Below are 26,193 nucleotides of genomic sequence, written 5' to 3'. Positions count from 1 at the left end.
CTTTGAGTTGCCGGAAGTGCGTGCCCCCGCGGGCCGGTGGCGGAAGCGGGGCCGGAGCGGCCGGATCGGCCCTCCACCGACGATCGTGGCACATTTGCGGACAGGAACGGCCTGCTGTCGCGGGGCTCACCGCGGAGAATCTCCACGAAGTCTCTACGCCGCCACACGCGTCGCTGATATCACCCATGCCCTCCGATTCCGTAGGATCGCGTGTTGTGTCGAGCCCCCTCTCCTCCGCCAGGAGCGGCCGCCGCACGGCTGCAGCGCCGGTCGGTGGTCGCCGCGCTGCCCGCGAGGCCGCGGCGCGACACGCACGGCGCGGACGACCTGCGCCTGGCACACCGCGGCACGGGCGCGACCGGCGCCGGCATCGGCTGCTCAGCAAGGTCGGCACCGGCGCCCTGGGCCTGGTCCTCTTCGCCGGCACCGGCGGTGCGCTGGCCTACTCCGACATCCAGGGCAACGTCGACCGCCAAGACATCTCGGCCCTGCTCGGCGACCGGCCCACCGGCGGGGCCGAGGCGGCACCGATCGATGCCAAGGCCGGGAAGGCCCTCAATCTGCTCGTCCTGGGCTCGGACTCCCGCGCCGGCGCCAACGACGACCACTCCGGCGTCGACGGCATGCGCGCGGACACGACGATGATCGTGCACGTCTCCGCCGACCGCTCCCGCGTCGAGGTCGTCTCCATCCCGCGTGACGCCCTCGTGGACATCCCCTCGTGCCGGCTCCCCAACGGCACGGAGACGCGTGCGGCGAACGGCGCGATGTTCAACTCCGCGTTCTCCATCGGGGGGCAGACCGGCGACGTCGGCGCGGCCGCCGCGTGCACGATCCGCACGGTGGAGAACCTCACCGGGGTCTTCATCGACGACTTCGTCGTCGTGGACTTCGCGGGGTTCATCAGCGTGGTCGACGCCCTCGGCGGGGTGCCGATGAACGTCGACCAGAACATCAACGACAGGCAGGCCGACCTCTATCTCACGGCCGGCTGCCAGGTGCTCGACGGGCACAACGCGCTCGGCTTTGCCCGGGTGCGCAAGTCCGTGGGCGACGGCTCGGACATCTCCCGCATCGGCCGGCAGCAGGAGCTCGTCGCGGCGATCGCCCGCGAGGCGCTCGGCAAGAACCTCCTCACCGACCTGCCGGCCCTCTACCAGTTCCTCGACGCCGCCACCTCCACGCTGACGACCGGCCCCGAGGTCGGGCAGATCCCGGTGCTGGCCGGGCTCGCCAACTCACTGCGCGGGATCGACCCCGCCAGCATCGCGTTCGCCACCATGCCCTTCGATTGGGCCGGGGCGCGGGTCCGGCCCGCCGCCGAGGCCGCGGACCTGTGGGACGCCCTCGCGGCCGACCTGGCGATCGAGGGCACCCTCTCCGGCACCGGCGAGGCCCCGGTGCCGGCCACCCCGTCGTCGCCCGCCGACGAGGGGACCGAGACGCCGTCGGCGCCCGCGGACGACGGGGCGGTCTCCGCGGCCCCGGAGCCCACCACACCGGCCTGCACCCGGTGAGGCACCGCTAGGATGCCCGGCGGCGCCCACCGGGCGCCTACGCTGACGGCACGCCGCGCCGTGCGGCACAAACCAACGAAAGGGGCGGCGATGGCCAAGGACAACCCGCCGCCCAGTTTCACCCCGGGCTCCGGCGGCCGCCGCCCCGACGCCCGGGGCGCCCGGCCGGTGGGGCCGGACCAGGGCCCCGCGGCACCACACCCGCGACGGGTGGCCGGGCCGACGCCCGTCCAGCGTCGATCGGTGCGCGAGCCACGGCCGGGGACGCCGCCGTCGTACTCACCGGGCGGCCGGCCCGCCGCGTCCGCCCCGACGGGCACGCGGCTGTACGAACCGACCGGTCGGCGCCCGGCCCCGTCGGCGCCGCCCCGGCCATACCGCGCGACTCCCCCGGCGCCCGTCGCGGGCCGTCGCCGGCGGCGGCGCCGTCCGCTCACCGTGCTGCTCGTGGTGCTGCTCGTCCTGCTCATCGCCTGGCCGGTGGGGCTGCTCGTGTGGGCCGACGGCAAGATCCAGCACACCGAGGCCCTCTCCGGGGCCTCGAACACCCCCGGCACCACCTACCTGATCGCCGGCTCGGACTCGCGCGCGGACGGCACCATCCCCGACGGCACCGAGGGCCAGCGCACCGACTCGATCATGCTGCTGCAGCAGCCCGCCTCCGGGCCCGCGGCGCTGATCTCCCTGCCGCGCGACACCTACGTCGAGATCCCCGGGCACGGCGGCAACAAGCTCAACGCCGCCTACGCCCTCGGCGGCGCCCCGCTGCTCGTGCAGACCGTCGAACACCTCACCGGGCTGACCGTGGACCACTACGTCCAGATCGGCATGGGCGGCGTGCAGCAGGTGGTCGACGCCGTCGGCGGGGTCGAGCTCTGCCTCGACTACAACGTGAGCGACCCGGAGAGCATGCTCGAGTGGACCGCCGGGTGCCACATCGCCGACGGCCCCACCGCGCTGGCGTTCTCCCGGATGCGCAAGCAGGACCCCAAGGGCGACATCGGGCGTGCCGAGCGGCAGCGGCAGGTGGTCGGCGCCGTGGTGAAGAAGGTGGCCACGCCCGCCACCCTGCTCAACCCCGCCGATCAGGTGAAGCTCCTCGACGCCGGCACCGGCGCGCTGGTGGTGGACACCGACACGGGCATCGTCGACCTGGGCCGCATGGCGCTGGCGTTCCGCGCCGCCACCGGGCCGAACGGCATCGTCGGCACCCCGCCGGTCGCGAACCTGAACTACCGGCCGGGCCGCATCGGGTCGGCCGTGCTGCTCGACCAGGACAAGGCCCCCACCTTCTTCCAGCGCATGCGCGACGGGCAGCTCACCGCGGCCGACGTCACGCCCTGACGGCCGCGCCGGCTGTCTCCGCCCGCGCGGACCTCGGGAGCCCGCGCCGGTCGCCGGCGCCACGCATGATCCGCAACACTCGGTCGGTACTCGTCCGGTTTTAGGTCCGCAGCCGTCAGGATGGACGGCGTGATCGTCTTCCCCGTCCCGGCCCGCTGATGTTGCCTCGTCGTTCGCGCGCCGTCGTGCTCACCGTCGCGCTGCTGACGCTGGTCGCCCCGGTCCCGGCGGCCCACGCAGCGACGTCGGCGACCCGGCTCGCCGGGGCTGACCGGTACGCCACGTCCGCGACCATCTCCGCCGCGACCTTTCCGCGCGGCGTCGACGTCGCCTACGTCGCCAGCGGGCTGGACTACCCCGACGCCCTCGCCGGGGCGGCGGTGGCGGGCCGGCAGGGGGCTCCGGTGCTGCTCGTCAGCCCGACCGCGGTCCCGGCCACGGTGCGGACCGAGCTGGACCGCCTGCGCCCCGGGCGGATCGTCGTGCTCGGCGGTCCCGGGGCGGTCGGTGACGCCATCCTCCAGGCCCTCAAGGCCCACACGACTGGTCAGGTGAGCCGGATCAGCGGCGACGACCGGTACGCCACCTCGGCGAGGCTCTCCGCGTCCGCCTTCGGCGCGGGCGTGCCGGTGGCCTACGTCGCGAGCGGGCGTGACTACCCCGACGCCCTGTCCGGCGCCGCCGCCGCCGGCAGCCGCGGCGCCCCGCTGCTGCTCGTCCCGGGCGACCGGATCACCGCGGAGGTGCGCGCCGAGCTCGAGCGCCTGCGGCCCGGGCGCGTCGTGGTCCTCGGCGGCGTCGGCGCCGTCAGCGACGCCGTCAAGGCCGAGCTGGCCCGCTACGGCTCCGTGAGCCGCACCGCCGGCGCGGACCGGTACGCCACCTCCGCGCAGGTCTCCGCGAGCACGTTCGCGGCGGGCGTGCCGGTGGCGTACCTGGCCAGCGGCCGGGACTTTCCCGACGCGCTCGCCGGGGCACCGGTGGCCGGCATGTCCGGCGCGCCGGTGCTGCTAGTCACCCCCGACGGCGTGCCGGCCGCCGTCCGCACCGAGCTCACCCGGCTGGCGCCCCAACGTGTCGTCGTCCTCGGCGGCCCCGGCGCGGTGAGCGACGCCGTGCTCGCGCAGGCGACCGGCTCGGGCGAGATCGCGAAGATCGCCGCCACGTACACCCCGCCGCCGGCCAGCAAGGGCGCCGGGGCCGCGGCCCTGGCCTGGGCCGGCACGCAGCTCGGTGTGCCCTATCTCTACGGCGGCACCGGGCCCGAGGGCGGCCACACCGGCTACGACTGCTCCGGCCTGATCATGCGGGCCTACCAGCACGCCGGGGCGACCGTGCCGCGCACCACCAAGCAGCAGTGGGCCGCCACCCGCCGGGTCGCGCTGGCGGACCTGACGCCCGGCGACATCGTGTTCTGGTCCAGCGACGGCGAGCCGACGGGGATCTACCACGACGCGCTCTACGCCGGGGTCGACCCCGTCACCGGCAAGCACATGCGCCTGCAGTCCCCCTCCCCCGGCAAGACGGTCGAGCTGGTGCCGATGCTCGAGACCAACCTGCTCCCGTTCGGCGGGCGGATCGGGTAGCCCGGACGTCGCGGGGGTGGACGTCAGCGGGCGACGTACCAGCCGAGCGCGTCGAACACCGGGCGGCCGACCGAGGCCTCGCCGCCGAGGGCGACGATCCGGCCCGGGCGGAGCCGGCCGAGCTCGGCCAGGGCCGGCCCCACGTTCCCGTCCCGGCCGACGAGGAGCACTGGCCCGGCCCCACCGGCCGCGGCCGCGCCGGACAGGGCGTCGGGGAAGTCGGTGCCGGTCGCGAGGTAGGCCACCGCCGCGCCGCCGGCGAAGGTGGCGGCGGAGACCGCCGCCGCGGTGGCGTACCGGTCGGCGCCACCGAGCCGGGTCACCGCGCCGTCGGTGTAGGCGCGCAACGCGGTCACGACGGCCGGGGCGACCGTCCCCTCCCCGCCGAGGACCACGATCCGCCGGGGCCGGAGCCGGGCCAGCTCGGCGGCCACCGCCGGCGGAATCGTCGCCTTCGCGGTGAGCAGCACCGGGCCGGTGCCGCCGGCGGCCGCGCCGCCGGCGAGGGCGTCGGGATAGCTGGCGCCGGTGGCGAGGTAGGCGACCGGCGCGCCGGCGGCGAACGTGGCGGCGGAGATGGCCGCCGCGGTCGCGTACCGGTCGGCCCCACCCAGGCGAGTCACCGCGCCGTCGGTGTAGGCGCCCAGCGCGGAGTAGACGGCCGGGGCCACCGCCCCCTCCCCGCCCAGGACGACGATCGCCCGCGGCCGCAGCCGGCCCAGCTCGGCGCCGATCGCGGGCGGGATCGCGGTGGGGCGCACGAGCAGCACGGGGCCGTCGTCGTGCGCGGCGGCGGAGGCGCCGGACAGCGCGTCGGGGAACTGCGCGCCCGTGGCGACGTAGGCGACGGCGACCCCCGGGTCGAATGTCGCGGCGGAGACGGCGGCGGAGGTCTCGTACCGGTCCCGACCGCCGGCGCGCGCCACCGCGTTCGTCGCCGGCGCGGCCGGGGCGAGGGCCGCCCGGACGTTGAGCAACAGGTTCGGTGAGCCGTTGAGCCCGGCGGCGCTCAGCACCCCGGCGCTGGCGCCGCTGCGGAGGGCCGCGGCGACGGCGGCGGGGCTGGCCGTCGGCGCGTTGGCGAGGTAGAGGGCCACCGCCCCCGCGACGTGCGGGGCGGCCATCGACGTGCCGGTCATGAGGGCGACCCGGCCGTCGAAGTACAGCGACCGGATGGCGGTGCCGGGGGCGAACAGGTCGACCTGCGGGCCCCAGTTCGAGCCGTTCTGGGCGTCGTCGACCCAGCGGGCGTCCGCCCCGGTCGAGGCGGCCACGGTGATGGCGTCGTCGATGTCGGCGGGCGAGACCCGGGAGGCGTCGCCGTTGTTGTTGCCCGCGGCCGCCACCACGGTGATCCCGGCGTCGATGGCCGCCTGGATGGCCGCCTCGAGGCTGCGGTCGACCTCGGCGCCGCCGATGCTGAGGTTGATGACGCCGGGCGTCCCCGCCGGGTGATGGGTCAGCACCCAGTCGACGGCCTTGTGGACGTCGCTCGTCACCCCGTTGCCGTCGCACCGCAGGGCACGCAGCGGCACGATGGTCGCCCGCTTCGCCACCCCGTAGGTCTGCGAGGCGATGGTGCCGGCCACGTGCGTGCCGTGCCCCTGGCAGTCGGCGGTCGTGTTGCGGCCATCGCCGGTGAAGTCCGCCCCCGGCGCGACGCGGCCGCCGAAGTCGGCCAGCGGCGTGACGCCCGTGTCGACGACGTACACGCGCACCCCCAGTCCGGCGGAGCTGGGGTAGGTGTAGCGACCGTCCGTCCCCGAGACCTGGTCGATGCGGTCGAGGCTCCACGGCGCGCGGTCCTGGGTGTCCAGGATGCCGATGGGCCGGGCCGGCTCGGCCGACTCCACCGCGGGGAGGGTCTCGAGCCGGTCCGCCTGCGCCTCGGTGAGCTCGGCGGTGAACCCGTCAGCGGTGGCGGTGAACTCGTAGTCGGGCGTCACGCCCATCTCGGCGAGCTCCTGCCGGACCAGCCCCTCGGCTCCGGGCGCGACCTCGATGGTGTGCGGCGCCGCCGCGTCCTCCCCGGGGGTGGCGCCGGCCGCCGTCGTCCCTCCGCCGGCGACCAGGGCCGTGAGGACGGCGAACGAAACCACGGATGCTCTGACGCGGCGCACCAGCCGACCTCTTCCTCGCGCTGACGAGACGCCGCGACTGCGGCCTTCTCGCGGCGCGGACGAGGCGTCCGGGCCGCTGCACCATCTCCATCGGCAGGCGCCGGTCCGTTGTTACGGAGCGGCCGGCGCGGCGACGGTGGCGGGCGTCACCAGCCCGTGACGGCCAGCAGCCGCTCCCGCAGGTCGGTGGCGAGGGTGGCGGCGTAGTCCGCCGTGAGGTGGTTGTCGTCGAGATAGACGTAGACGTTGCCGATCACCGGCGGGCACGCGGTGCCGGGGCACAACCGGTCGGTCAGGTCGACCGGGAAGAACCCCGGGATCCCGGACAGGGCCTCGGCGGGACTGACGGGCGCCAGCGCCCGGTCCAAGTCCACCTCGCACGGGTCCGCCCCCCGCTGCTCGACGCACTCGTACATGTCGACGGCGAAGCGGGGGTTGTCCCGGACCCCGAGGACGTCGATGCCGAGGCCGGTCATCTCGGTGACGAGGTCCCGGTATCCCGTGACGAGGCGCTCGTCCGGGCCGGTCGGGGACGCGGCGGTCGCGACGGTGAAGATGGCGTCCGGGTGCACGTCGAGGACGTACTGCTTCGCGGCATGGAGCCAGTCGAGGCAGTCGGGGTTCTGACCTGGTGCCGTCGGCTCCCCGAAGGCGCAACCGCCCTTGAGCAGCGCGACGAGCTGCCAGTTCTGCTGGGCGGCTACCGGCTCGAGCGCCTCCAGCCACTGCTCGGCGTGGGAGTCGCCCACGAGCACCACCACCTTGTCCGGAGCGGTCAGCGGTGTGGTCTGACGGCACAGCTCCAGCAGGGGGTCGGCGGTGGCGAGGTCTCCCTCGCACGGGTGGTCGAGGCTCGCCCACTGCAGGTCCAGCTGTGTCGCCAGCGGCAGGGTGGGCGCGTCGGGGTCACCGACAGCCTCGTAGCCCGGCCGGAGGGCGAGCGCGCCGGGGTTGTCGGCCGACACGCCGGACGCGGCGGCCCGGGCGGCCCTGTCGATGTTCAGCTGCCATGCCGCCACCGGCGTCGCGACCACCAGCAGGCACGCGGCGACCACGGTCCCCATGCGCCACCATGCCGCCTCGGTCCACGTGGCCCGGCGCAGCGGCGTCTCCACGAGATAGGTGACCAGGTAGGCCGCGCCGATGGAGGCGGCGATGATCGCCAGCCCGGCGCCCAGGCCCGCGCGGGCCTGGTCCGTGGTCGCGAGGTAGACCGTGAGGATCGGCCAGTGGACGAGATAGAGCGCGTAGGAGACGTTGCCCAGGCCCACCAGGGGCCGGGCGCTGAGCACCCGGTCCGCCCCGACTTGGGCGCCGGTCTGCCCGGCGACGATCACCAGGGCGGCGGCGAGGAGCGGCCACAGCGCCACGGCGCCGGGAAACGCCTGCCCGACCGGGAGCACCAGCCCGCACGCCAGCATGGCCAGCACCCCGGTCCAGCCCAGCACCACCCGTAGTGCACGCGCCGGCCGCAGGTACGGCAGCGCGAGGGCTAGCAGCGAGCCGGCGGCGAACTCCCAGAGCCGGGCGCGGGTGTCGAAGTAGGCGAAGGCCTGGTTGGTCGCGGTCTCGTGCACGGAGAAGGCCAGCGACCCGGCGAAGACGGCACCGAAGGCCACGGCGAGCACGGTGCGATAGCGCCAGCCGAGGCGGCGGCTCAGCCAGGCGCCGGCGGCGAAGATGAGCGGCCACAGGATGAAGACCTGGCCCTGGATGGACAGCGACCAGAAGTGCTGGAGCGGGCTGGCCAGGGAGTCGTCGCGGGCGTAGTAGTCCACGGAGGCGGCTGCCAGCAGCCAGTTCTGCCAGTACAGGAGCGACGCCCACGCCTGCTCGATGACGGCGGTCCAGCGCGAGCTGGGCAGCAGGACGCCCACCGCCACGAGGGTGCCCAGGATGGTCACCGCCGCGGCGGGCAGCAGCCGCTTGAACCGGTGCAGCCAGTGGCCGGCCAGGCCGAGCGGTCGGCCACCCTCCACCTTGCGGACGAACGACAGGGTGAGCAGGAAGGCCGAGATCATGAGGAACACGTCGACCCCACCGGAGACCCGGTCGAGGAAGACGTGGTACACCACCACCATCAGCACCGCGAGCGAGCGCAGGCCCTGGATCTCCGGCCGAAAGTGCCCGGTGCCGGTGCCGGTGCCGGCGCCGGTCGCGAGACGACGGCGGCCCGCCGCGTGCCGGGGGCTCGGCGACGGCGGGACCTTCACCGCTCGCCGTGGGCGCACCACAGCACTGAAGGAGGTTTCGGGCACCGTGCGAGGCTAAGCGAGGGGCTGATGCCCCCCAAAATGTCGGCGCGCCGCCGTGGGGACGAAGGGACTGGGAGCGTCGCCATCGGACCCACCGATCCCCGGGGTCAGGGCCGGCCGAGCGCGCGGTAGGTCCAGCCCGCCGCGCGCCACCGGGCCGGGTCCAGGACGTTGCGGCCGTCGATGAGCCGCTTGCCGGCCACCACCTCACCGAAGGCGACGGGGTCGAGGTCGCGGTACTCGCGCCACTCGGTCAGGAGCAGGACGACGTCGGCCCCCGCGGCGGCCGCCTCCGCGGTCGCGGCGAAGGTCAGGTCCGGCCAGGCGCGCTCGGCGTTGGGGACGGCCTGGGGGTCGGTGACCGTCACGTGCGCGCCCTGCAGCTGCATCTGGGCCGCGACGTTGAGCGCCGGGGAGTCGCGCACGTCGTCGGAGTCCGGCTTGAACGCCGCGCCGAGGACGCCGACCCGCCGGCCCACGATCGACCCGCCGCACACCTCCCGGGCGAGATCGACCATGCGCACCCGGCGGCGCATGTTGATCGAGTCCACCTCGCGCAGGAAGCTCAGCGCCTGGTCCACCCCGAGCTCGCCGGCGCGGGCCATGAAGGCGCGGATGTCCTTGGGAAGGCAGCCGCCGCCGAAGCCTAGCCCGGCGTTGAGGAACTTCCGCCCGATGCGGGCGTCGTGCCCGATGGCGTCGGCCAGCTGGGTGACGTCGGCGCCGGTGGCCTCGCACAGCTCGGCCATGGCGTTGATGAAGGAGATCTTGGTGGCCAGAAAGGAGTTGGCGGCCGTCTTGACCAGCTCGGCGGTGGTGTAGTCGGTGACCACCTTGGGGGTGTGCTCGGCCAGCGGGGCGGCGTAGACCTCGTCGAGCATCACCTCGGCGATCCGGCCGCGGTCCGAGCCGGGCCCGCCCGGCACGCCGTAGACGATGCGGTCCGGGTGCAGGGTGTCCTTGACCGCGTACCCCTCGCGCAGGAACTCCGGGTTCCAGGCGACCATCGCCTCCGGCTGCACCGCGGCCACCCGCTCGGCGATCCCGCGGGCGGTCCCCACCGGCACGGTGGACTTGCCGGCGACGAGGCTGCCCGGGGCCAGGTGCGGGAGCAGGGAGTCGACCGCGCTGTTGACGTAGCGCAGGTCGGCCGCGTACTCCCCGCGCTTCTGCGGGGTGCCCACGCAGAGGAAGTGGACCTGCGCGTCGGCGGCCGCGCCGATGTCGGTGGTGAAGATCAGCCGCCCGGTGGCGACCGCCTCGCGCAGCAGCTCGGGCAGGCCGGGCTCGTAGAACGGCGCCTCGCCCTGCGCCAGCGCCTCGACCTTGGCCGCGTCCGTGTCCACCCCGACGACGTCGTGCCCCAGCTTGGCCATCGACGCCGCGTGGACCGCTCCCAGATAGCCGCAGCCGATGACCGAGATGCGCATGCCCGAACTCCCTCGCGTTCGATGACCGGGCCAGTGTGGCGCACGCAGCATGCGCGGGTGCGGCGAACGCAAGGTGGAGGGCGGATGAACGACGACGCAAGCGGAGAGGGACGCCGTCCGACCCGTGGCCACCAGGGGGCGAAGAGAGTCTCCGTCGGGTCACGATTTGGACGGCACCTAGAGGTAATGGGTGCGCCGTTGGGAAGTCCGTGCCAGTATCGGCAGCGGTAGGGCGCACCGTGCTGGGGGTAGGAGGTCAGAAATGACACCCCAGCACGGTGCGCCCCTACGTCGCTCGTGACGTGCCCCCACCTTGCCCGGGCGCAGCCTTGTTCGCAAGGCGGACCCATGTTGCGCAGATCACCCGCCCGGTGAAGCGGTGTCGAATCGCTTGATATCGCCCCGCAGGAGGACACGACCATGGGGAGTTCTCCCCATGGTCGGCAGAACTCTGCGGTTGCCGGCACCTGGCCCGCACGCCAACGTGGTGCGGATGCGCAGGCGCCGGGCGGGTGCTCGTGGCGCGCGAATCGCTTCAACGTCCGGCCCCTGAGACCGCCGCGTCGCTGACGCGGTAGACGGTGACCGTGCCCGAGCGGAACACCTCCTGCAGCGACCGGACGCGGTCGAGCCCGGTCAGCCCCGGCGCCGTGGAGTAGAGCCCGTCCGGGCGTCCGACGGGCGAGAACTGCGCGCCGATGAGCGGGGCGTCCGCATCGACGTAGACCCAGCGGATGTCGTGCTCGCGGACGAGCCGGCGGATCTGCGGGTCGGTGTCGATCCGGTTGAAATGGCTCAGGAGCGCCAGCGAGTCCGGGCCGTTGGGCAGGGTCTGGACGTTCACCACCGGGATCCCGTCGTAGACGTAGAGGTACGTCGACCCGTCGTTGCCGTTGTTCATCACCCCCTCGCCGCGGTGGACGTGGTTGTCGAGATAGGCGAAGGCCGCCCGGTCGTCCGGACCCACGCGCACGAACTCGGGATACCGGTACCGCTCCTGCAGGCTCGTCGCGTTGAGCGACGCGTAGGGCAGGCAGGCCAGCGTCAGCGCCGCGACGACGGCGCCGGTCGCCGCCGCGCGCACGGTCACCGCCTCCCAGCGCACCCCGCGCCGTCGGGCCGCCCACCCGAGCGCGTCGGCGGCGAAGACCGCCGCCGTCGTGCAGGCCAGCCCGACGAGCAGCCACTGGTACGGCGCGTAGACGCCCGAGAGCCGGATGTAGCTGTTGTAGAACAGCCCGGCGACGGCGCCGACCACCGGGCCGCCGGCCCCCACGGCGAAGGCGACGAAGAACCCCACCCAGCACGCCCACGCCAGCACCGGCCCGAGCGCCCGCTGCACCACCACCGCGCAGACCAGCCCGACACCGACGAACACCGCGAGGAGCACCTGGTGCCGGCTCCAGTGCGGATCGAGGTACCCGCCGTACGGCATCTGCACCGCCAGCCCGAGGGCCCCGGTCAGCGTCGGCGCCGGGACGTCGTTCGGGAACCGGGTGGTGAAGTCCGCGGCCCCCCGCGCCGCGACGAGCGCCGGCACGGCCAGCACGGTGGCGATCGCCCCGGCCCCGCCCACCGACAGCAACCACCGGCCCACCTCCGGCCGGGGCGGCCGGCGCAGCAGCCACTCCCCGGCGACCCAGGCGAGCACGCCCCCGGCCACCGCCACGACGGCGGAGGGGTAGAGCGAGAAGGCCCCGGCCATGAGCAGCAGGTTGCCCGGGATCTCCCGGGCCGGCCGGCGCCCGGCGGCCACGAGGGCCGCGACCGCGGCGGGCACGAGGGCGAGCGCCGCGGCGTTACTCAGCACCCCGCCGTCGTGCATCATGGCGTAGACCGGCCGGTAGGCGAACGATCCCGCGAGCGCCGCGGCCCCGCCGGCGACCGGGCCGGCGCCCCGCCAGCGCACCAACGAGCCTAGCGCGAGCATGCCCACGGGCAGCGCGACGGCGAAGATCGCGACGGTGACGGCGTTCAGCGCCGTGACCGGGTCGGTGCCCAGCTGGGCCAGCAGCGCCGCAAGCTTGTGCAGCCCCGCGGGGTAGAACCGGTCCGGCGCGCCGGTGACCAGGTCCGCGGGCCACTCCTGCCCCGGGGCCGCCTCGCCCGTGCGGGCGATGTAGGCGGTGATGAGGGTGTGGGTGACGGTGTCGTGCTCCTGCGGCACCACGGCGAGGCGGCCGAGCCCGGTCGCCCACGTCCACAGCGCGACGCCCGCGGCGACCGCCGTCGCCCCCGCCCCGACGAGCGCTGAGCCGCGCGAGGTCGGCTCCGGCCCGAACGGAGCCGTGCGCAGCGGCGCGGGCGCGGCCACTGCGCGTCTGACACCCGCGCGCCGGCCGCGCACCCAGCGCGCGCCGGCGCAGAGGGCGCCGACGAGCGCGGTGAGGACGAGCACGGCGCCGAGGTTGAAGCACACCCCGACCACACCAGCGAGGACGCCCGCCGCGTAGACCACGCCGGAGGTGACCAGCGGGGCGGCGGCCAGGGCGACCGGACCGCGCACGTGACGGCCGCCCTGCGCCGCCACCAGCACGAGCAGCCCGGGGGCGACGAGCAGCGCGGTGGCCCCGGCGATGAGGGCCAGGTCGCCCGCCGTCCAGCCGAGCATGGCACGCCCCGATCGCGCTCAGACCGCGTGGCGCCGGAAGGTCTCCTCCCACGCCTCGAAGGAGGCCAGCCGCGGCGCGGCGTCCTGATACCTCTGCCGCAGCCGGGGCCACTCGGTGAGGAGACGGCGGTGCAGCTCGATGCCCTCGGCCAGCATCGTGCGGACCTGGCGGGGGTCGCGCCGGTACCACGCGGCGGCGGTGCCCTCGGCGTTGGAGACGACGGCGCTGTCGTACTGCGCCAGGCGCCACCAGCGGGCGTCCTGGTGGGCGATCAGCGCCTGCGGGCGCTCCCGCGCCTCCTCCGCGACCGGGCGCAGGGTCTGGCGCAGCACGGTCTTCGCCGCCCACGGGGCGAGCGCGATGCGCGCCGGCTGATGCGGGCCGTGCCCCTTGTGCCGCGGCTTGTGCCGGCGCGGCGCCGGGAAGGCGTCGACGTCGGGCTTGAGCTGGGCGTCGCTGAACTGCGCGGTGAGCGCCCGGATCTCGCCCAGCCGAGCCCCCAGGAGCTCGTGGAGCCGGTCGGGGCCCGCGAGCACGTCGCGCAGCGCCGTCAACCGCCCCTGCTCGGAGTAGTACTGCATGGAGATGAGGTGCTTGACGTCCATGTACGCCGACTCGCGGATCACCCGCCCGCCGCGGTCGTACAGGGAGTGCAGCAGCGCGGCGATCACCCGGTTGCGTTCATGGAAGTAGGCCTGCCAGCCGACGAGGTCGTCCTTGTCCACCCAGGAGATGTGCCACACCGCCGCCCCGGGCAGGGAGACCGTCGGATACCCGGCCTTGCTCGCCCGCAGCGAGTACTCCGAGTCGTCCCACTTGATGAACAACGGCAGGGACAGCCCGATCTCGCGGATCACCTCGGTGGGGATGAGGGTCATCCACCAGCCGTTGTAGTCCACGTCCGCCCGGCGGTGCAGCCACCCGGTGGTCCGCAGGTTCGACCGGGCGAAGTCGTGGCCGAGCTCCATGTCCTCCTGGGCCGGGCGGGGCTGGAAGCGCCAGGGGTCGACGACCTCGCCGAACGTGTGCAGCACCGTGCGGTTGTACATGTCGAACATGTGCCCGCCGACGAGCGTGGGCCGGCGGGCGAAGTCGGCGAAGGCGACCAGCCGGGTGAGGCTCTCGGGCTCGAGGACGATGTCGTCGTCGAGCAGGACGACGTAGTCGCTCCGCCCGGCACGGACCACCTCGTACATGCCCCGGGAGAACCCGCCGGAGCCGCCGATGTTGCCCTGGCGGACGACCCGCAGCTGCTCCCCCATCCGGGCGGCGACGTCGGCGAAGCCCTCCTCGTCGGCCACGAGCTGGGTGCCCTGGTCGATGACGAGGAGCTCGTCGAGCAGGTCGCGCACCGTGTCGGCCGCCCACACCGCCTCGATGGTGCGCAGGCAGTAGTCGGGCCGGTTGAACGTGGTGATCGCCAGGGAGGCCCGGCCGCGCTTGCCGCCGGGATCGGGCACGGCCCAGTGCGCGCTCTCGAGCAGTGCCCCCTCGGCGCCGCCGACGACGTCGAACCAGTACCAGCCGCCGTCGCCGAAGGGCGCGAGCGGCAGGTCGAACGCCTGGGTCAGCGCGCCGTCGAAGGCGACGGACTCCACCCGCTGCTGGGCGCCCTTGGCGTTGGACCGGTAGACGGCCAGGACGCCGGCGCCGGAGACGGACACCTCGAGGCGGACCGACCGCACCGTGGTCCACCGGCGCCAGTAGCTGGCGGGGAAGGCGTTGAAGTACGTCGCGAAGGAGACGCGGGCGCTGGGCCGGACCATGGTGGAGAAGCGCCCCCGGAAGTCCGAGGACTGCACCGCCTCGGCGCGGCCGGCCTGCCCGGCGAGGGCCCCCCCCTCCCCCGCGCCGGCGGCGTCGCGGCGCGAGTCGAGGAAGGTGGCGCCGGCGTCGACGTAGAGCGGCACGCTGTCCGAGTCGGCCTCGAGCGGGAGGATCACCCGCTGGACCACCCGATAAGGACTCCTGCTCGACGCAGCCTGGGAAACCGTGTCGGTCGCGGTCGTGCTCATTCGTCGACTCCCACCGTGGACGGACGCATGCGGACGTGCGGTACGTGGCGCCGTTGCTGTCAAGTGAGAGTAACGGCAACACCTGTTTCCGACTTGTCGGGGCCACCCTGGGATCGTCGCGGTGCCCGATCCGCACAGAACCTCCACGTCGCCAGGCCACGCCGGCGGAGGCGGAAACGCCGGAAATCCCTAGGATTCTGCTGTGGCGAAGGAGTCACGGCGGATGAGGTCACGGCGAGCGAGCGATGCCGCCGACGCGACGGCGACGCTCGGGTCGCCCCGTCGGCATGCCCGCAGCGAGCGGCGCCACCCGCTGCTGAGCCGGCTGGGCCTGGTGGCCCTCGCCGTCGTCCTGGTCCTCGCCGCCGGCGGCGTCCTCGCCTACCGCCACATCCAGGGCAACGTCCAGCGGCACAACATCACGAGCTTCCTCGGCGGGGACCGGCCCGCGGGCGCCGCGGCCCCGATCGATCCCAAGGCGGGCCAGGCCCTGAACTTCCTCGTCCTCGGCTCGGACTCGCGCGCCGGCGCGAACAACGACAACTCGGGGATCTCGGGCATGCGGGCGGACACGACGATGCTCGTGCACGTCGCGGCGGACCGCTCGCGCCTCGAGGTCGTCTCGATCCCGCGCGACACGCTGCTCGACATCCCGGCGTGCACGCTGCCGGGCGGCACGCAGACCCGGGCCGAGAGGGGCGCGATGGTGAACTCGGCCTTCTCCATCGGCGGCCAGACGGGCGACGTGGGCGCGGCCGCCGCCTGCTCCATCCGCACGGTGGAGAAGCTCACCGGCATCTACGTCGACGACTTCGTCGTCGTGGACTTCGCCGGGTTCACCCGCGTGGTCGACGCCCTCGGCGGGGTGCCGATGGACGTGCCGCAGGCCATCGACGACAAGGAGGCCGACGTCAAGCTCGCCGCCGGCTGCCAGGTGCTCAACGGCCACGACGCGCTGGGGTTCGCCCGCGTGCGCAAGTCGGTGGGCAACGGGTCCGACATCTCGCGCATCGGGCGCCAGCAAGACCTCGTCGCGGCGATCGCGCGGGAGGCCCTGGGCAAGAACCTGCTCACCAACCCGCCCGCGCTCTACCGCTTCCTCGACGCCACCACCAAGACCCTGGTCACCGGGCCGGAGATCGGGCAGCTCTCCACGATGGCCGGGCTGGCGAACTCGTTGCGGCGGATCGCCCCGGAGAACATCGTCTTCACCACGATGCCGTTCGAGTCGGTCGGCCCCCGGGTGCGGCCGGCGCCGGCGGCCGCCGAGGTGTGGGCCGCGCTGCGCGCCGACAAGCCCATCCCCGGCGCGGTCACCGCCGAGGGCACGGCGCCGGCGGCGTCGGCCCAGGCGACGGCCGGCACGTCCGGTGGCCGTTCGCACGCCTCCGCGACGCCGGCCGGGGCAGCGGCGACGGCGGCACCGGGCGCCGCGGCCTCGCCTGCCCCGGTGTGCCGGAAGTAGCGGGAGCGGGCAGCACAGCCCGACCGACGCCGCCTTCCGGGGAGCCTGGCGGCCCCCGACGTGGTTCGCTGAGCCTCATGAGCCAGGCCACTCACCACGTGAACGACGTCGAGGTCATCCGCCGGCTGCTCACCACCCGGGGCCGGTGGGCGGTCGTCGGACTCTCACGGAACACCGCCCGCATCGCCTACGGCGTGGCCCGGTACGTCCAGCGCGACCTCGGGATGGAGATCGTCCCGGTGCATCCGCGCGCGGAGACCGTACACGGGGCGACCGGTTACCCCACGCTGGCGGACGTGCCGGGCCGGATCGACGTCGTCGACGTGTTCGTCCGTTCCGAGCTGGCCGGCGCGATCGTCGACGAGGCCATCGCCGTCGGCGCCGGCGCGGTGTGGCTGCAGCTCGGCGTGGTGGACGAGGCGGCCGCGGCCCGGGCGACGGCGGCCGGGCTCGCCGTCGTCATGGACACCTGCCCGGCGATCGAGGCCCCGCGCCTGGGCCTCGGCTGAACCCCAGCGCCATCCCGCGAGCCTGGCCGCCCTACAGCCGGACGCCCTGAGCAGCGAGGGCCGTGCGGGGCCGTGAGGCCGGCGCCGGACGGCGCAGCCGCCGCAGCCCCGCCTCGATGCCGCGCCGCATCGGCGGCCCCACGCGCTTCTCGACCTGGTGCAGGCCCCACGCCAGCGCCACGGCGAGGGCGATCGCCGCCGCGAGCACCACCCACCGGTTCGCGTGCGGCGCGAGCTGGGCGATGGCCCACCAGCCCCAGTACTCGTGGATGAGGTACAGCGGGTAGGTCAGCGCGCCCAGGGGCACCAGCCACGCCCACCGCAGGTGCTGCACCCGGGTGAGGGCGACCAGTCCCACCGCGGCGAAGCAGCCCGCGGTCAGCAGGCCGAGGACCCACGGGTTGGGGGCGAAGACGGTGTTCGCCGTCAGCGCGTGCATCTGCCAGGGGACGTTGTTGCGCAGCGCCAGCGCCACGTTGAGGGAGAGGAGCAGCCAGGGCGCCTTCGCGTGCCCGTCGCGGTGCAGCAGGTAGAGCAGCATGCCGCCGGCGAAGTACGGGGCGTACTTGTCGAGCAGGACCGTGGCCAGGAGGTGGGGGCCGTTCAGCTCGAACACGACCTGCGCCGCCAGGGGCCACAGGGCGCAGAACCACAGGAGCCGGCGCCGGGTGATGCCCCAGGCGACGAGCGCGATCATCAGCAGGTAGAAGCGGAGCTCGACCCAGAGAGTCCAGTACACGCCGTCGACGTGGCGGACCCCGACGAGGGACTGGAGCATCGTGAGGTTGACGAGCGACTCCCCCGCGGTGATGTTCTTGCCGCCCGGCCAGACCCACAGCAGCAGCACCGACGTCGCGATGACGGCGATCCAGTAGCCCGGGTACAGCCGCGCCACCCGGGAGGCGACCACGTGCGGCACGTCCCGGCCCCACGCCGTCATGAGGATGACGAAGCCGGAGATGACGAAGAACAGCTCCGGGCCCAGCGAGAAGTACATGCTGACGTGGCCCAGCCCCGGGAACACGTGGCCGGGGTCGTCGCCCCAGACCTGCGACCACCGCGCGGTGAAGTGGTAGAGCACCACCCCGGCGGCGGCGAGGAAGCGCAGGCCGTCCAGGGCGTACAGGCGCGGGCGCGGACGCGCCGGCGGCGCGGCCACCGGCTCTTCTACGGCGGGGCTCAGGACGGTCACCATCCCGGCCACGCTAAGTCGGACCTCGGCGTTCCGCATCCGGAAGGTCACGGTTCGATCACGGCGCCGCGGTGCCGCTGGCATGGCAGCGGCCCCGCGCCGCTCCCTTTACGGTCCCCAGGAGCGGGCGAGGCCGCCGTCCAAGCACCTTATGTCGTCATTTCCCGTGTTGGCGACTCATGTCCCCGGTTGTGGCGGCATCTGTGCAGGTCAGGGGCTTGGCGAGCCGCGTACGTCTCATCCCCGGACCACCATGCGATCCCTGCGGTCCGGCACGTGGACGGTGCCGCCGGGTGCCGTGCGCCGCAGTGCCGGGCGCCGCAGTCCACGCCGAGTCGACGCCGGCGCGAGGGGCTCGACCCCACGAATGACGAGACGCGCCGAGCGGACGCCGCTAGCCTGCCCGCGACGGCTACGGCCGCATAGCCTCCAGTTCCTTGCGGCCGCATGCCAACGAAAGGGACCCGCATGAGACCAGCCCGACGCGCCCTCGCCGGCGCCCTGATAGCAGCGACCGCGCTGGCCGCCGTCGCGGTGTCGTCGGCCCCCGCGATCGCCAGCGACGCCTACACCCGACAGGCCGGCGCCGACCGGTATGCCACCTCGGCGATCGTGTCCGAGCAGACCTTCGCCCCGGGAGCCGAGGTCGCCTACGTCGCCAGCGGCCGGGACTTCCCCGACGCCCTCGCCGGCGCCGCGGCCGCCGGGGCCTCTGACGCCCCGGTGCTGCTGGTGCCCGGGCCCGGCATCACCCCCGGCGTGCGCGCCGAGCTGGACCGGCTCGACCCGCGCAGCATCGCCGTGCTGGGCGGGGAGTCGGCGGTCAGCTCCGCCGTCGTCGACGACCTCGACCGGTACACCAGCGGCCCCGTCACCCGGCTGCACGGCGCGGACCGCTACGCCACCTCCGCCGCGGTCTCCGAGGCGACGTTCGACCCCGGGGCGGACGTCGCCTACGTCGCCAGCGGCCGCGGGTTCCCCGACGCCCTGGCCGGTGCGGCGGCCGCCGGGGCGACCGGCTCGCCCGTGCTCCTCGTGCCCGGCCCGGACATCACCGAGCCGGTCAGGGCCGAGCTCGCCCGGCTGCGGCCGGCACGCATCGTCGTCCTGGGCGGCGAGGCGTCCGTCAGCGCCGGGGTGGAGCAGCAGCTGGGGTCCTTCACGCGGGGCGGCGTCGTCCGGCTCTCCGGTGAGGACCGCTACGCCACCTCGGCCAGCGTCGCCGCCGCCCTCTTCGGCCCCCGCGTGCCGACCGTCTACCTCGCCAGCGGCCGCGGGTTCCCCGACGCCCTCGCGGGCGCGGCCGCCGCCGGGGCCTCCGGTTCCCCGGTGCTGCTCGTGCCCGGGGCGGGCATCCCGGCTGCCGTGCGCGAGCGGCTCGCCGAGCTGCGCCCCGGCCGCGTCGTCGTCCTCGGTGGGAGCGCCGTCGTGCCCGACGCGACCGGCCGCGACGCCGCCCGACTCGCCTCCGGGGAGCTGCCGGCGCAGCCGCCGGCGCCCCCGCCGGCCCCCGCCCCGGCGCCTGCCCCCGCCGTGACCGAGTACGACCGGCGCATGGTCGAGCTGATCAACGCCGAGCGCGCCAAGGCGGGCGTGCCCGCGCTGACGTCCTGGGCGCCGCTGCGCACGGGTGCCGCGGCGCACTCGAGGTGGATGCTCGACAGCCGGCTCTTCCAGCACGCCACCGCCGACAACCTGCGCGCCGACGTCTTCGCGGCCGGGTGCGGATCCTCGTGGGGCGAGAACATCTACACGTCCTGGGGCCACCCCGCCGACCCCGCCATCGCCATAACCGGGTACATGAACTCGCCGGGCCATCGGGCGAACATCCTCAACCCCGGGTACCGCTACGTGGCCACGGGCACCGTCGTGGACGGCAAGGACGTGCGCAACACGCAGCGCTTCGCCGGGACCTGCAGCTGACGCGGTCGCCCGGCCCGGCGAGCTACTGATCGCCCGGCCCGGCGACCTACTGATCGCCCGGCCCGGTGACCTACTGCAGCATCGTCCGGTCGTCGAGCCGGGCGCCCTTGATCTTCTCGAACTCCCCCAGCAGGTCCGCCACGGTGGTGGTCGCCTTGGTGGCGGCGTCGAGGTCGAGGATGATGCGGCCCTCGTGCATCATCACCAGCCGGGTGCCCAGGCGCAGGGCCTGCTCCATGTTGTGGGTGACCATGAGCGTGGTGAGGTGGTGGCGCTCCACGGCCTCCGCCGTCAGCCGGGCCACCAGCTCGGCGCGCTGGGGGTCCAGGGCGGCGGTGTGCTCGTCGAGCAGCAGGATCTTCGGGTGGCTGAAGGTGGCCATGAGCAGCGACAGCGCCTGGCGCTGCCCGCCGGAGAGCATCCCGACCTTGGCCTTGAGCCGCGGCTCCAGGCCGAGCTCGAGGGTCGCGAGCTCGCGGGCGAAGAGCTCCCGCTTGGCGGCGGTGACGCCGCGGCGCAGCCCGCGCCGCCGTCCCCGCTCGTAGGCCAGGGCGAGGTTCTCCTCGATGTTCATGTGCGGGGCGGTGCCGGCCATGGGGTCCTGGAACACCCGGGCGACGTCGCGGGCGCGCTGGTGGTCGGCCAGCGCGGTGACGTCCGCGCCGGCCACGGTCACGGTGCCGGTGCCCGGGCGCAGCTTGCCGGCGGCGACGTTGAGCAGCGTGGACTTGCCGGCGCCGTTGGAGCCGATGACGGTGACGAACTCGCCCGGCTCAAGCGCGAGGGTGACGCCGCGCAGGGCGACCCGCTCGTTGGCGGTGCCGGCGAAGAAGGTCTGGGTGATGTCGTCCAGGCGCAGCATCAGGCGTCCACCTCCACCTTCGCGCCGGCGACGGCCCGGGACGGGCGCAGGCCGAGCCGGGAGCCGAGCCGCCGGGCCCCGCCCCACTGGGGCAGGACCAGCGCGAGGACCACCAGGACCGCGGAGATGAGCTTCATGTCGTTGGGCCTGAGGTTGATGACCAGCGCCAGCTGGATGACCACCCGGTAGACCACCGAGCCGAGCACCACCGCGAGCGTGGCGATGACGATGGTCCGGGCGCCGAAGATCGCCTGGCCGATGATCACCGACGCCAGGCCGGCCACGATGAGGCCGATGCCCATGCCGATGTCGGCGTAGCCCTGGTACTGCGCGATCAGCGCCCCGCACAGCGCGACCAGGCCGTTCGACAGCGCCAGCCCGAGCACCTTCATCCGGTCCGTGCTCACCCCGAAGCTGCGGATCATCTCCGCGTTGTCGCCGGTGGCCTGCACAGCGAGCCCGAGGTCGGTGTGCAGGAACCAGTCCAGGAGCACCTTGAAGACCAGGGCCACGCCGGCGAAGATCGCCACCGCCACCGCGGTGCCCATGAGCCCGCCCTCGCGCAGCGGGGTGAGCAGCGTGTCCTCGCGCAGCAGCGAGAGGTTCGCCTTGTTGTCCATGATCCGCAGGTTGATCGAGTACAGGCCGACCTGGGTGAGGATGCCGGCGAGCAATGGGTTGATCTTGCCCTTGGTGTGCAAGATGCCCGTGATCGCCCCTGCCGCCAGGCCCGCGGCGATGGCCGCGAGCGTGGCGAGCAGGGGGTTCGTGCCGCCCACGACGAGGATGGCGGCGACGGCGGCGCCGGTGGTGAAGCTGCCGTCGACCGTGAGGTCCGGGAAGTCGAGGATCCGGAACGTCAGGTAGACCCCCAGGGCCATGAGCCCGTAGATCAGTCCCAGCTCGAGGGCGCCGATCATGCGGGGTCTACTCCTTGACGACGACGTCGGCGCTGTCGAGCAGCTTCTGCGGGATGGTCACGCCCATGCGCTCGGCGGCCGCCGGGTTGAGGTACAGCTGCAGGTCGGTCGGCTTCTCGATGGCCATCTCGGCCGGGTCGGCGCCGTCCTTGAGGATCTTCACCGCCATGAGGCCGGTCTGGTAGCCCAGCTGCTCGTAGTCGAAGCCGTAGGTGGCGACGCCGCCGTTGGCCACCGAGTCGCCCTCGCCGACGATGACCGGCACCTGCTTGGCCTCGGCCACCTGGACGAGGGCGTCGAGCGCGGAGACGACGTTGTTGTCGGTGGGGACGTAGAAGGCGTCGACGTCGAGGGAGTTCGCGGCCTGCTGCACCTCGCCGGAGGCGGTGATGGTGGTCAGCTTCAGGGTCAGGCCGAGCTTCTTGGCGGCCGCCTCGGCCAGGTCCACCTGCACCTGGGAGTTGACCTCGCCGGAGGAGTAGACGACGCCGACGGTCTTCGCGTCCGGGGCGAGCTCCTTGACCAGGCTCAGCTGCTCCTCGACCGCGTTGAGGTCGGAGGTGCCGGTGATGTTGCCGCCGGGGGCCTCCCAGCTGTCGACCAGGCCGGCCTCGGCGGGCTCGGTGACGGCGGTGATGAGGATCGGGATGTCCGTGATGGCCTGCGCGGCGGCCTGCGCCGTCGGCGTGGCGATGGCGAGGACGAGGTCCTTGCCGTCCGAGGCGAACTTGTTGGCGATGGAGGTGGCGGTGGCCTGGTCGCCCTGGGCGTTCTGCTCGTCGTAGGTGACGTTCTCGCCCTCGACGTAGCCGTTCTCGGCCAGCGCCTTCTTGAAGCCCTCGCGGGCGGCGTCGAGGGAGGTGTGCGAGACGATCTGGGTGATGCCGATCTCGACGGCGTCCTGCTTTTCGGCGGCGGCGTCGGCGCCGGCGGCCTTGGAGTCGGAGCTGCAGGCGGACAGGGTGAGGGCGGTGGCCGCGAGCGCCGCGGTGAGAATGCTCGTCGTCGAGCGCTTCATGGGGATCCTTCCGGACAGGCGGGCCGGCTGTGGCCCATCGTTCGGACGCCGGTCGGAGGGGGTGACCAGCGCTGGGGCCTGACGGCCCCGCTGTGGGGGCAGACTGTAGTGGACCCTCCGAAAAATGGGCGCGGGCGTCTCACGTGTCGGCGCTCACGCGGGCGTGGACCTCGCCGGCCCTCCCGCCGGCCCCGCAGCCGGAATGCCCATGTGGCTGCGACCAGATGGGCATGGTGGTCGCCGAGGTTTTGGGTCGGGAGCGATCCGAAAGCGCGGGACAATAGGACCAGGTCGCTCGCGGCGTCGCGACGGCCGGCACATGAAAGGCGGCGACATGCAACGGGCGATCCTCGGGGTCGACATCGGCACCTCGAGCAGCAAGGGCGTGCTCGTCCTGCCCGACGGGGCGATCCTGCGCACCGCGGCGCGCGAGCACACGGTCGACCGGCCCGCGCCGGGCCAGGTCGAGATGGACGCGGAGATCTGGTGGCGCGAGTTCGTCGACATCGCCGGGGAGCTGACCGCCCCGGGGGACGTCGACGTCGCCGCGGTCGGGGTCAGCGGCATGGGCCCGTGCGTCCTGCTCACCGACGACGCCGGCACCCCGCTGCGGCCGGCCATCCTCTACGGCGTCGACACCCGCGCCACCGAGCAGATCGCCGCCCTCGACGCCGAGCTGGGCGCCGCGGCGATCCTCGAGCGGGCCGGCTCGGCGCTGTCCAGCCAGGCCGTCGGCCCGAAGCTGGCCTGGGTGCGCCAGCACGAGCCGGACGTCTACGCCCGGGCCCGCAGGCTGTTCATGCCCGCCTCGTGGCTGGCCTACCAGCTCACCGGGCAGTACGTGCTCGACGTCCACTCCGCCAGCCAGTGCACCCCGTTGTTCGACACCCGCAACCTCACCTGGTACGCGCCCTGGGCCGAGCGCATCGCCCCCGGGCTCGAGCTGCCGCCGCTGCGCTGGCCCGGCGAGCAGGCCGGCCTCACCCGGCGGGCGGTCGCCGGCATCCCGGCCGGGGTGCCGGTCATCACCGGCACGATCGACGCCTGGTCCGAGGCGGTCAGCGTCGACGCGCAGAACCCCGGCGACCTCATGCTCATGTACGGCACCACCATGTTCCTGATCGCCACCGTGCCCGACCGGCTCACCAGCGAGCTCATGTGGGGCACCGTCGGGGCCTACCAGGGCACCCGCAACCTCGCCGGCGGGATGGCCACCTCCGGGGCGCTCACCGGCTGGCTCCGGGAGATCGCCGGCGGCGTGGACTACCCCACCCTGCTCGCCGAGGCCGAGGCGTCCGGGCCCGGCGCCCGCGGCCTGCTCGCCCTGCCCTACTTCGCCGGCGAGCGCACCCCCATCTTCGACCCCGAGGCCCGCGGCGTCATCGCCGGGCTGACGGTCTCCCACACCCGCGGCGACCTCTACCGGGCCGTCCTGGAGGCCACCGCGTTCGGCGTCCGGCACAACGTCGAGGCCCTCCGCGCGGCCGGCGCGCGCATCGACCGGGTCGTCGCCGTTGGCGGCGGCACCCAGGGCAACCTGTGGACGCAGATCGTCTCCGACGTCACCGGGCTCGAGCAGGTCATCCCCAGCCGCACCATCGGCGCCAGCTACGGCGCCGCGTTCCTCGCCGCCCGCCTCCTCGCCGACGACGTCTCGATCGCCGACTGGAACCCGCCCGCCGACACCCGCGTGCCCGACCCGGAAACCACCGCCCTGTACGACGAGCGGTACAACCTCTACCTCGACCTCTACCCCGCCACCCGCGAGATCACGCACGCGCTTGCGCGGATCCAGCACCGCACCGCCTAGCGCGGATCCAGCACCGCACCGCCTAGCGCGGATCCACCCGCCGCACCACATACAGAAAGGTGCGGCGGGTGGCCACGCCACCCGCCGCACCGTCACCCGCGCGAGGCTCAGCGCTGCGCGAGGTCGACCTCCGCCCAGCCGGCCAGCACCTTGATGAGGGCCGAGGCGTTGAGGTCCCCGAGCCCGGCGGTCATCGCGGCGTCGAGCGTCTCGGCCGCCACCATCGCCCCGGGCACCGGCGCGCCGACCTGCGCGGCGAGCTCGCCGATCAGCCGCACGTCCTTGCGCATGAGGCGCAGCGCGAAGCTCGGGGAGTAGTCGTCCGCGAGCACGGCCGCGCCGACGCCGTCGTAGATCGGCGTGCGGAAGTCCGTCACGGCGACGACCTCGAGCACCTTGGCCAGGTCGAGCCCGGCCGCCCGGGCCAGGGTGAGCCCTTCGCCGAGCGACTGCAGCTGGGCCGCGACGAGCAGGTTGCCGACGAGCTTCATGCGCGCGCCCGAGCCGGCCGGGCCCATGTGGTGCACCGACTCGCTCACGGCCTCGAGCACCGGGCGCACGCGGGCGAATGTGTCGGCGTCCCCGCCGACCACGACCCACAGCCCGCCCGCCTCGGCCTCGCCCTTCGACCCGAACACCGGCGCGTCGAGCATGGCGATGCCCCGCTCGGCGTAGGCCGCGTGCTCCTCGTCGCTGAGCGCCGCGGAGATCGTCGACATGTCGACAACGACGGTCGGGGCGACGACGTGAGCGAGCACCCCGTCCTCCCCCAGGGCGACGGCGCGCACCGCGGCGTCGTCGGACAGGCAGTACAGCACCACGTCCTGGCCGCGCACGGCCTCGGCGATCGACGCCGCCGCGCGGGCGCCGGCCACCTCGGGGCGCGCCCCGGGCGTGCGGTTCCACACCGTGACCTCGTGCCCGGCGGCCACCAGGTTGGTGGCCATGCCGCGGCCCATGGTGCCCAGGCCGAGGACGGCGACGGCGCTCATCGTGCCACCACCGCCGCGGCCTTCTGCCAGGACTGCAGGAACCGCAGCATCGCCGTGGCGCCGGGGTCCTGCAGGCCGATGCTGCGCTCCTGCAGCCAGGACGCCCGGCCGCGGCGCGACTGCAGGTCGCGGGTCTCGACGACGGCCCGCTCGGCCGCCGCGATGGCGTCCTCGAGGCCGGCCGCGCCGTCCGCCGCGGCGGCGAGCGCGTCGGCCGCGGGCAGGATGGCGTCGAGGATCGTCTTGTCCCCCAGCTGCGTCTTGCCGCGCTGGGCGATGTTGTCCCCGGCCGCCCGGACGAAGGCCGCGGCGGCCGCGACGTCGACGTCCTCGACGTCGGCCCACGCCTTGGACCCGGCGAGCAGGCCGCCGGCGACCAGCGCCGCCATCGTGGAGGGGTTGGCGTTGGCGAAGGCCTTGGCGGCGGCGCGGGCGATCTCGGACGGGCGGGCGTCCTCCGGGATGGCGCCGAGCGCCTCGATGACGGCGTTGGCGCCGAGCGAGACGGTGATGCCGAGGTCGCCGTCGCCCAGCGCCTGGTCGAGGTCGCGCAGCTCGTCGGCGTACGTGACCAGCTCGGCGAGGCTGCGCTGGATGGCGCCGACGAGCTCTGTGGACTGCAT

At 74.3% G+C, this 26,193-nt stretch carries 18 protein-coding genes; 7 read left to right on the top strand and 11 right to left on the bottom strand.

Annotated elements, in window-relative coordinates; all coding sequences use genetic code 11:
- Window positions 1-215: 215 nt before the first annotated feature.
- The 3 genes from GD880_RS03385 (at window position 216) to GD880_RS03375 (ending at window position 4,447) form a co-directional block, all read left to right on the top strand.
- Window positions 216-1,517 carry an LCP family protein gene (locus tag GD880_RS03385; protein ID WP_193314336.1) on the top strand — a complete coding sequence of 434 codons (1,302 nt, stop codon included), beginning with the start codon at window positions 216-218 and terminating at the stop codon, window positions 1,515-1,517.
- 447 nt (window positions 1,518-1,964) lie between these two features.
- Window positions 1,965-2,861, top strand: a complete 897-nt coding sequence (locus GD880_RS03380; RefSeq protein ID WP_226909349.1) for an LCP family protein — start codon at window positions 1,965-1,967, stop codon at window positions 2,859-2,861.
- Between the two features lie 158 nt (window positions 2,862-3,019).
- Window positions 3,020-4,447 (top strand): cell wall-binding repeat-containing protein, encoded by a 1,428-nt coding sequence (locus GD880_RS03375; protein WP_152230219.1) that lies wholly within the window; start codon window positions 3,020-3,022, stop codon window positions 4,445-4,447.
- A 23-nt stretch (window positions 4,448-4,470) separates the two neighbouring features.
- Here the strand turns inward: GD880_RS03375 and GD880_RS03370 are convergent, their stop codons facing one another.
- The 5 genes from GD880_RS03370 to GD880_RS03350 form a co-directional block, all read right to left on the bottom strand.
- The gene (locus GD880_RS03370; protein WP_152230218.1) at window positions 4,471-6,546 is read right to left on the bottom strand and encodes a cell wall-binding repeat-containing protein; all 2,076 of its coding nucleotides are present in this window, start codon (window positions 6,544-6,546) and stop codon (window positions 4,471-4,473) included.
- Between the two features lie 167 nt (window positions 6,547-6,713).
- Complete coding sequence (locus GD880_RS03365; protein ID WP_226909348.1) at window positions 6,714-8,825, bottom strand: acyltransferase family protein; 2,112 nt, start codon at window positions 8,823-8,825, stop codon at window positions 6,714-6,716.
- A gap of 104 nt (window positions 8,826-8,929) precedes the next feature.
- The gene (locus GD880_RS03360) at window positions 8,930-10,252 is read right to left on the bottom strand and encodes a UDP-glucose dehydrogenase family protein (protein WP_152230217.1); all 1,323 of its coding nucleotides are present in this window, start codon (window positions 10,250-10,252) and stop codon (window positions 8,930-8,932) included.
- A 535-nt stretch (window positions 10,253-10,787) separates the two neighbouring features.
- Window positions 10,788-12,863 carry a DUF6541 family protein gene (locus GD880_RS03355; RefSeq protein WP_152230216.1) on the bottom strand — a complete coding sequence of 692 codons (2,076 nt, stop codon included), beginning with the start codon at window positions 12,861-12,863 and terminating at the stop codon, window positions 10,788-10,790.
- An 18-nt stretch (window positions 12,864-12,881) separates the two neighbouring features.
- The gene (locus GD880_RS03350) at window positions 12,882-14,879 is read right to left on the bottom strand and encodes a glycosyltransferase (RefSeq protein WP_152230215.1); all 1,998 of its coding nucleotides are present in this window, start codon (window positions 14,877-14,879) and stop codon (window positions 12,882-12,884) included.
- 223 nt (window positions 14,880-15,102) lie between these two features.
- Here GD880_RS03350 and GD880_RS03345 point away from each other — a divergent pair, with 223 nt between their 5' ends.
- Entirely contained in the window at window positions 15,103-16,344 is a 1,242-nt protein-coding gene (locus tag GD880_RS03345) for an LCP family protein (RefSeq protein ID WP_152230214.1), read from the top strand.
- Between the two features lie 77 nt (window positions 16,345-16,421).
- On the top strand, window positions 16,422-16,853 hold the full coding sequence (locus tag GD880_RS03340) for a CoA-binding protein (RefSeq protein ID WP_152230213.1): 432 nt from the start codon (window positions 16,422-16,424) through the stop codon (window positions 16,851-16,853).
- A gap of 31 nt (window positions 16,854-16,884) precedes the next feature.
- Here the strand turns inward: GD880_RS03340 and GD880_RS03335 are convergent, their stop codons facing one another.
- Window positions 16,885-18,048, bottom strand: coding sequence for an acyltransferase family protein (locus GD880_RS03335; RefSeq protein WP_193314335.1), 1,164 nt, complete (start codon window positions 18,046-18,048; stop codon window positions 16,885-16,887).
- Between the two features lie 465 nt (window positions 18,049-18,513).
- Between GD880_RS03335 and GD880_RS03330 the strand changes: the two genes are divergently transcribed.
- On the top strand, window positions 18,514-19,968 hold the full coding sequence (locus GD880_RS03330) for a cell wall-binding repeat-containing protein (RefSeq protein ID WP_193314334.1): 1,455 nt from the start codon (window positions 18,514-18,516) through the stop codon (window positions 19,966-19,968).
- A gap of 70 nt (window positions 19,969-20,038) precedes the next feature.
- Here the strand turns inward: GD880_RS03330 and GD880_RS03325 are convergent, their stop codons facing one another.
- Genes GD880_RS03325 through GD880_RS03315 form a run of 3 tightly spaced genes read right to left on the bottom strand, consistent with a single transcriptional unit; the run spans window position 20,039 to window position 22,768 of the window.
- Entirely contained in the window at window positions 20,039-20,830 is a 792-nt protein-coding gene (locus tag GD880_RS03325; RefSeq protein WP_152230210.1) for an ABC transporter ATP-binding protein, read from the bottom strand.
- On the bottom strand, window positions 20,830-21,750 hold the full coding sequence (locus GD880_RS03320) for an ABC transporter permease (protein ID WP_152230209.1): 921 nt from the start codon (window positions 21,748-21,750) through the stop codon (window positions 20,830-20,832). The genes GD880_RS03325 and GD880_RS03320 overlap by 1 nt, the downstream gene beginning before the upstream one ends.
- A gap of 7 nt (window positions 21,751-21,757) precedes the next feature.
- Window positions 21,758-22,768: an ABC transporter substrate-binding protein gene (locus GD880_RS03315; RefSeq protein ID WP_152230208.1), complete on the bottom strand. Its 1,011-nt coding sequence runs from the start codon at window positions 22,766-22,768 to the stop codon at window positions 21,758-21,760.
- A gap of 334 nt (window positions 22,769-23,102) precedes the next feature.
- Between GD880_RS03315 and GD880_RS03310 the strand changes: the two genes are divergently transcribed.
- Window positions 23,103-24,578: an FGGY-family carbohydrate kinase gene (locus GD880_RS03310; RefSeq protein WP_152230207.1), complete on the top strand. Its 1,476-nt coding sequence runs from the start codon at window positions 23,103-23,105 to the stop codon at window positions 24,576-24,578.
- Window positions 24,579-24,685: 107 nt separating this feature from the next.
- Here GD880_RS03310 and GD880_RS03305 read toward each other — a convergent pair whose 3' ends face one another.
- Together GD880_RS03305 and GD880_RS03300 are read right to left on the bottom strand one after the other, a co-directional pair.
- Window positions 24,686-25,570 carry an NAD(P)-dependent oxidoreductase gene (locus tag GD880_RS03305; protein ID WP_152230206.1) on the bottom strand — a complete coding sequence of 295 codons (885 nt, stop codon included), beginning with the start codon at window positions 25,568-25,570 and terminating at the stop codon, window positions 24,686-24,688.
- Window positions 25,567-26,193, bottom strand: coding sequence for a DAK2 domain-containing protein (locus GD880_RS03300; protein ID WP_193314333.1), 627 nt, complete (start codon window positions 26,191-26,193; stop codon window positions 25,567-25,569). Before GD880_RS03300 ends, GD880_RS03305 begins: the two co-directional genes overlap by 4 nt.

This window comes from Georgenia ruanii (assembly GCF_009193175.1).
Taxonomy (GTDB): domain Bacteria; phylum Actinomycetota; class Actinomycetes; order Actinomycetales; family Actinomycetaceae; genus Georgenia; species Georgenia ruanii.
The sequence above is the reverse complement of the archived record's forward strand: the minus strand, read 5'-3'. Positions and strand labels throughout refer to the sequence as shown.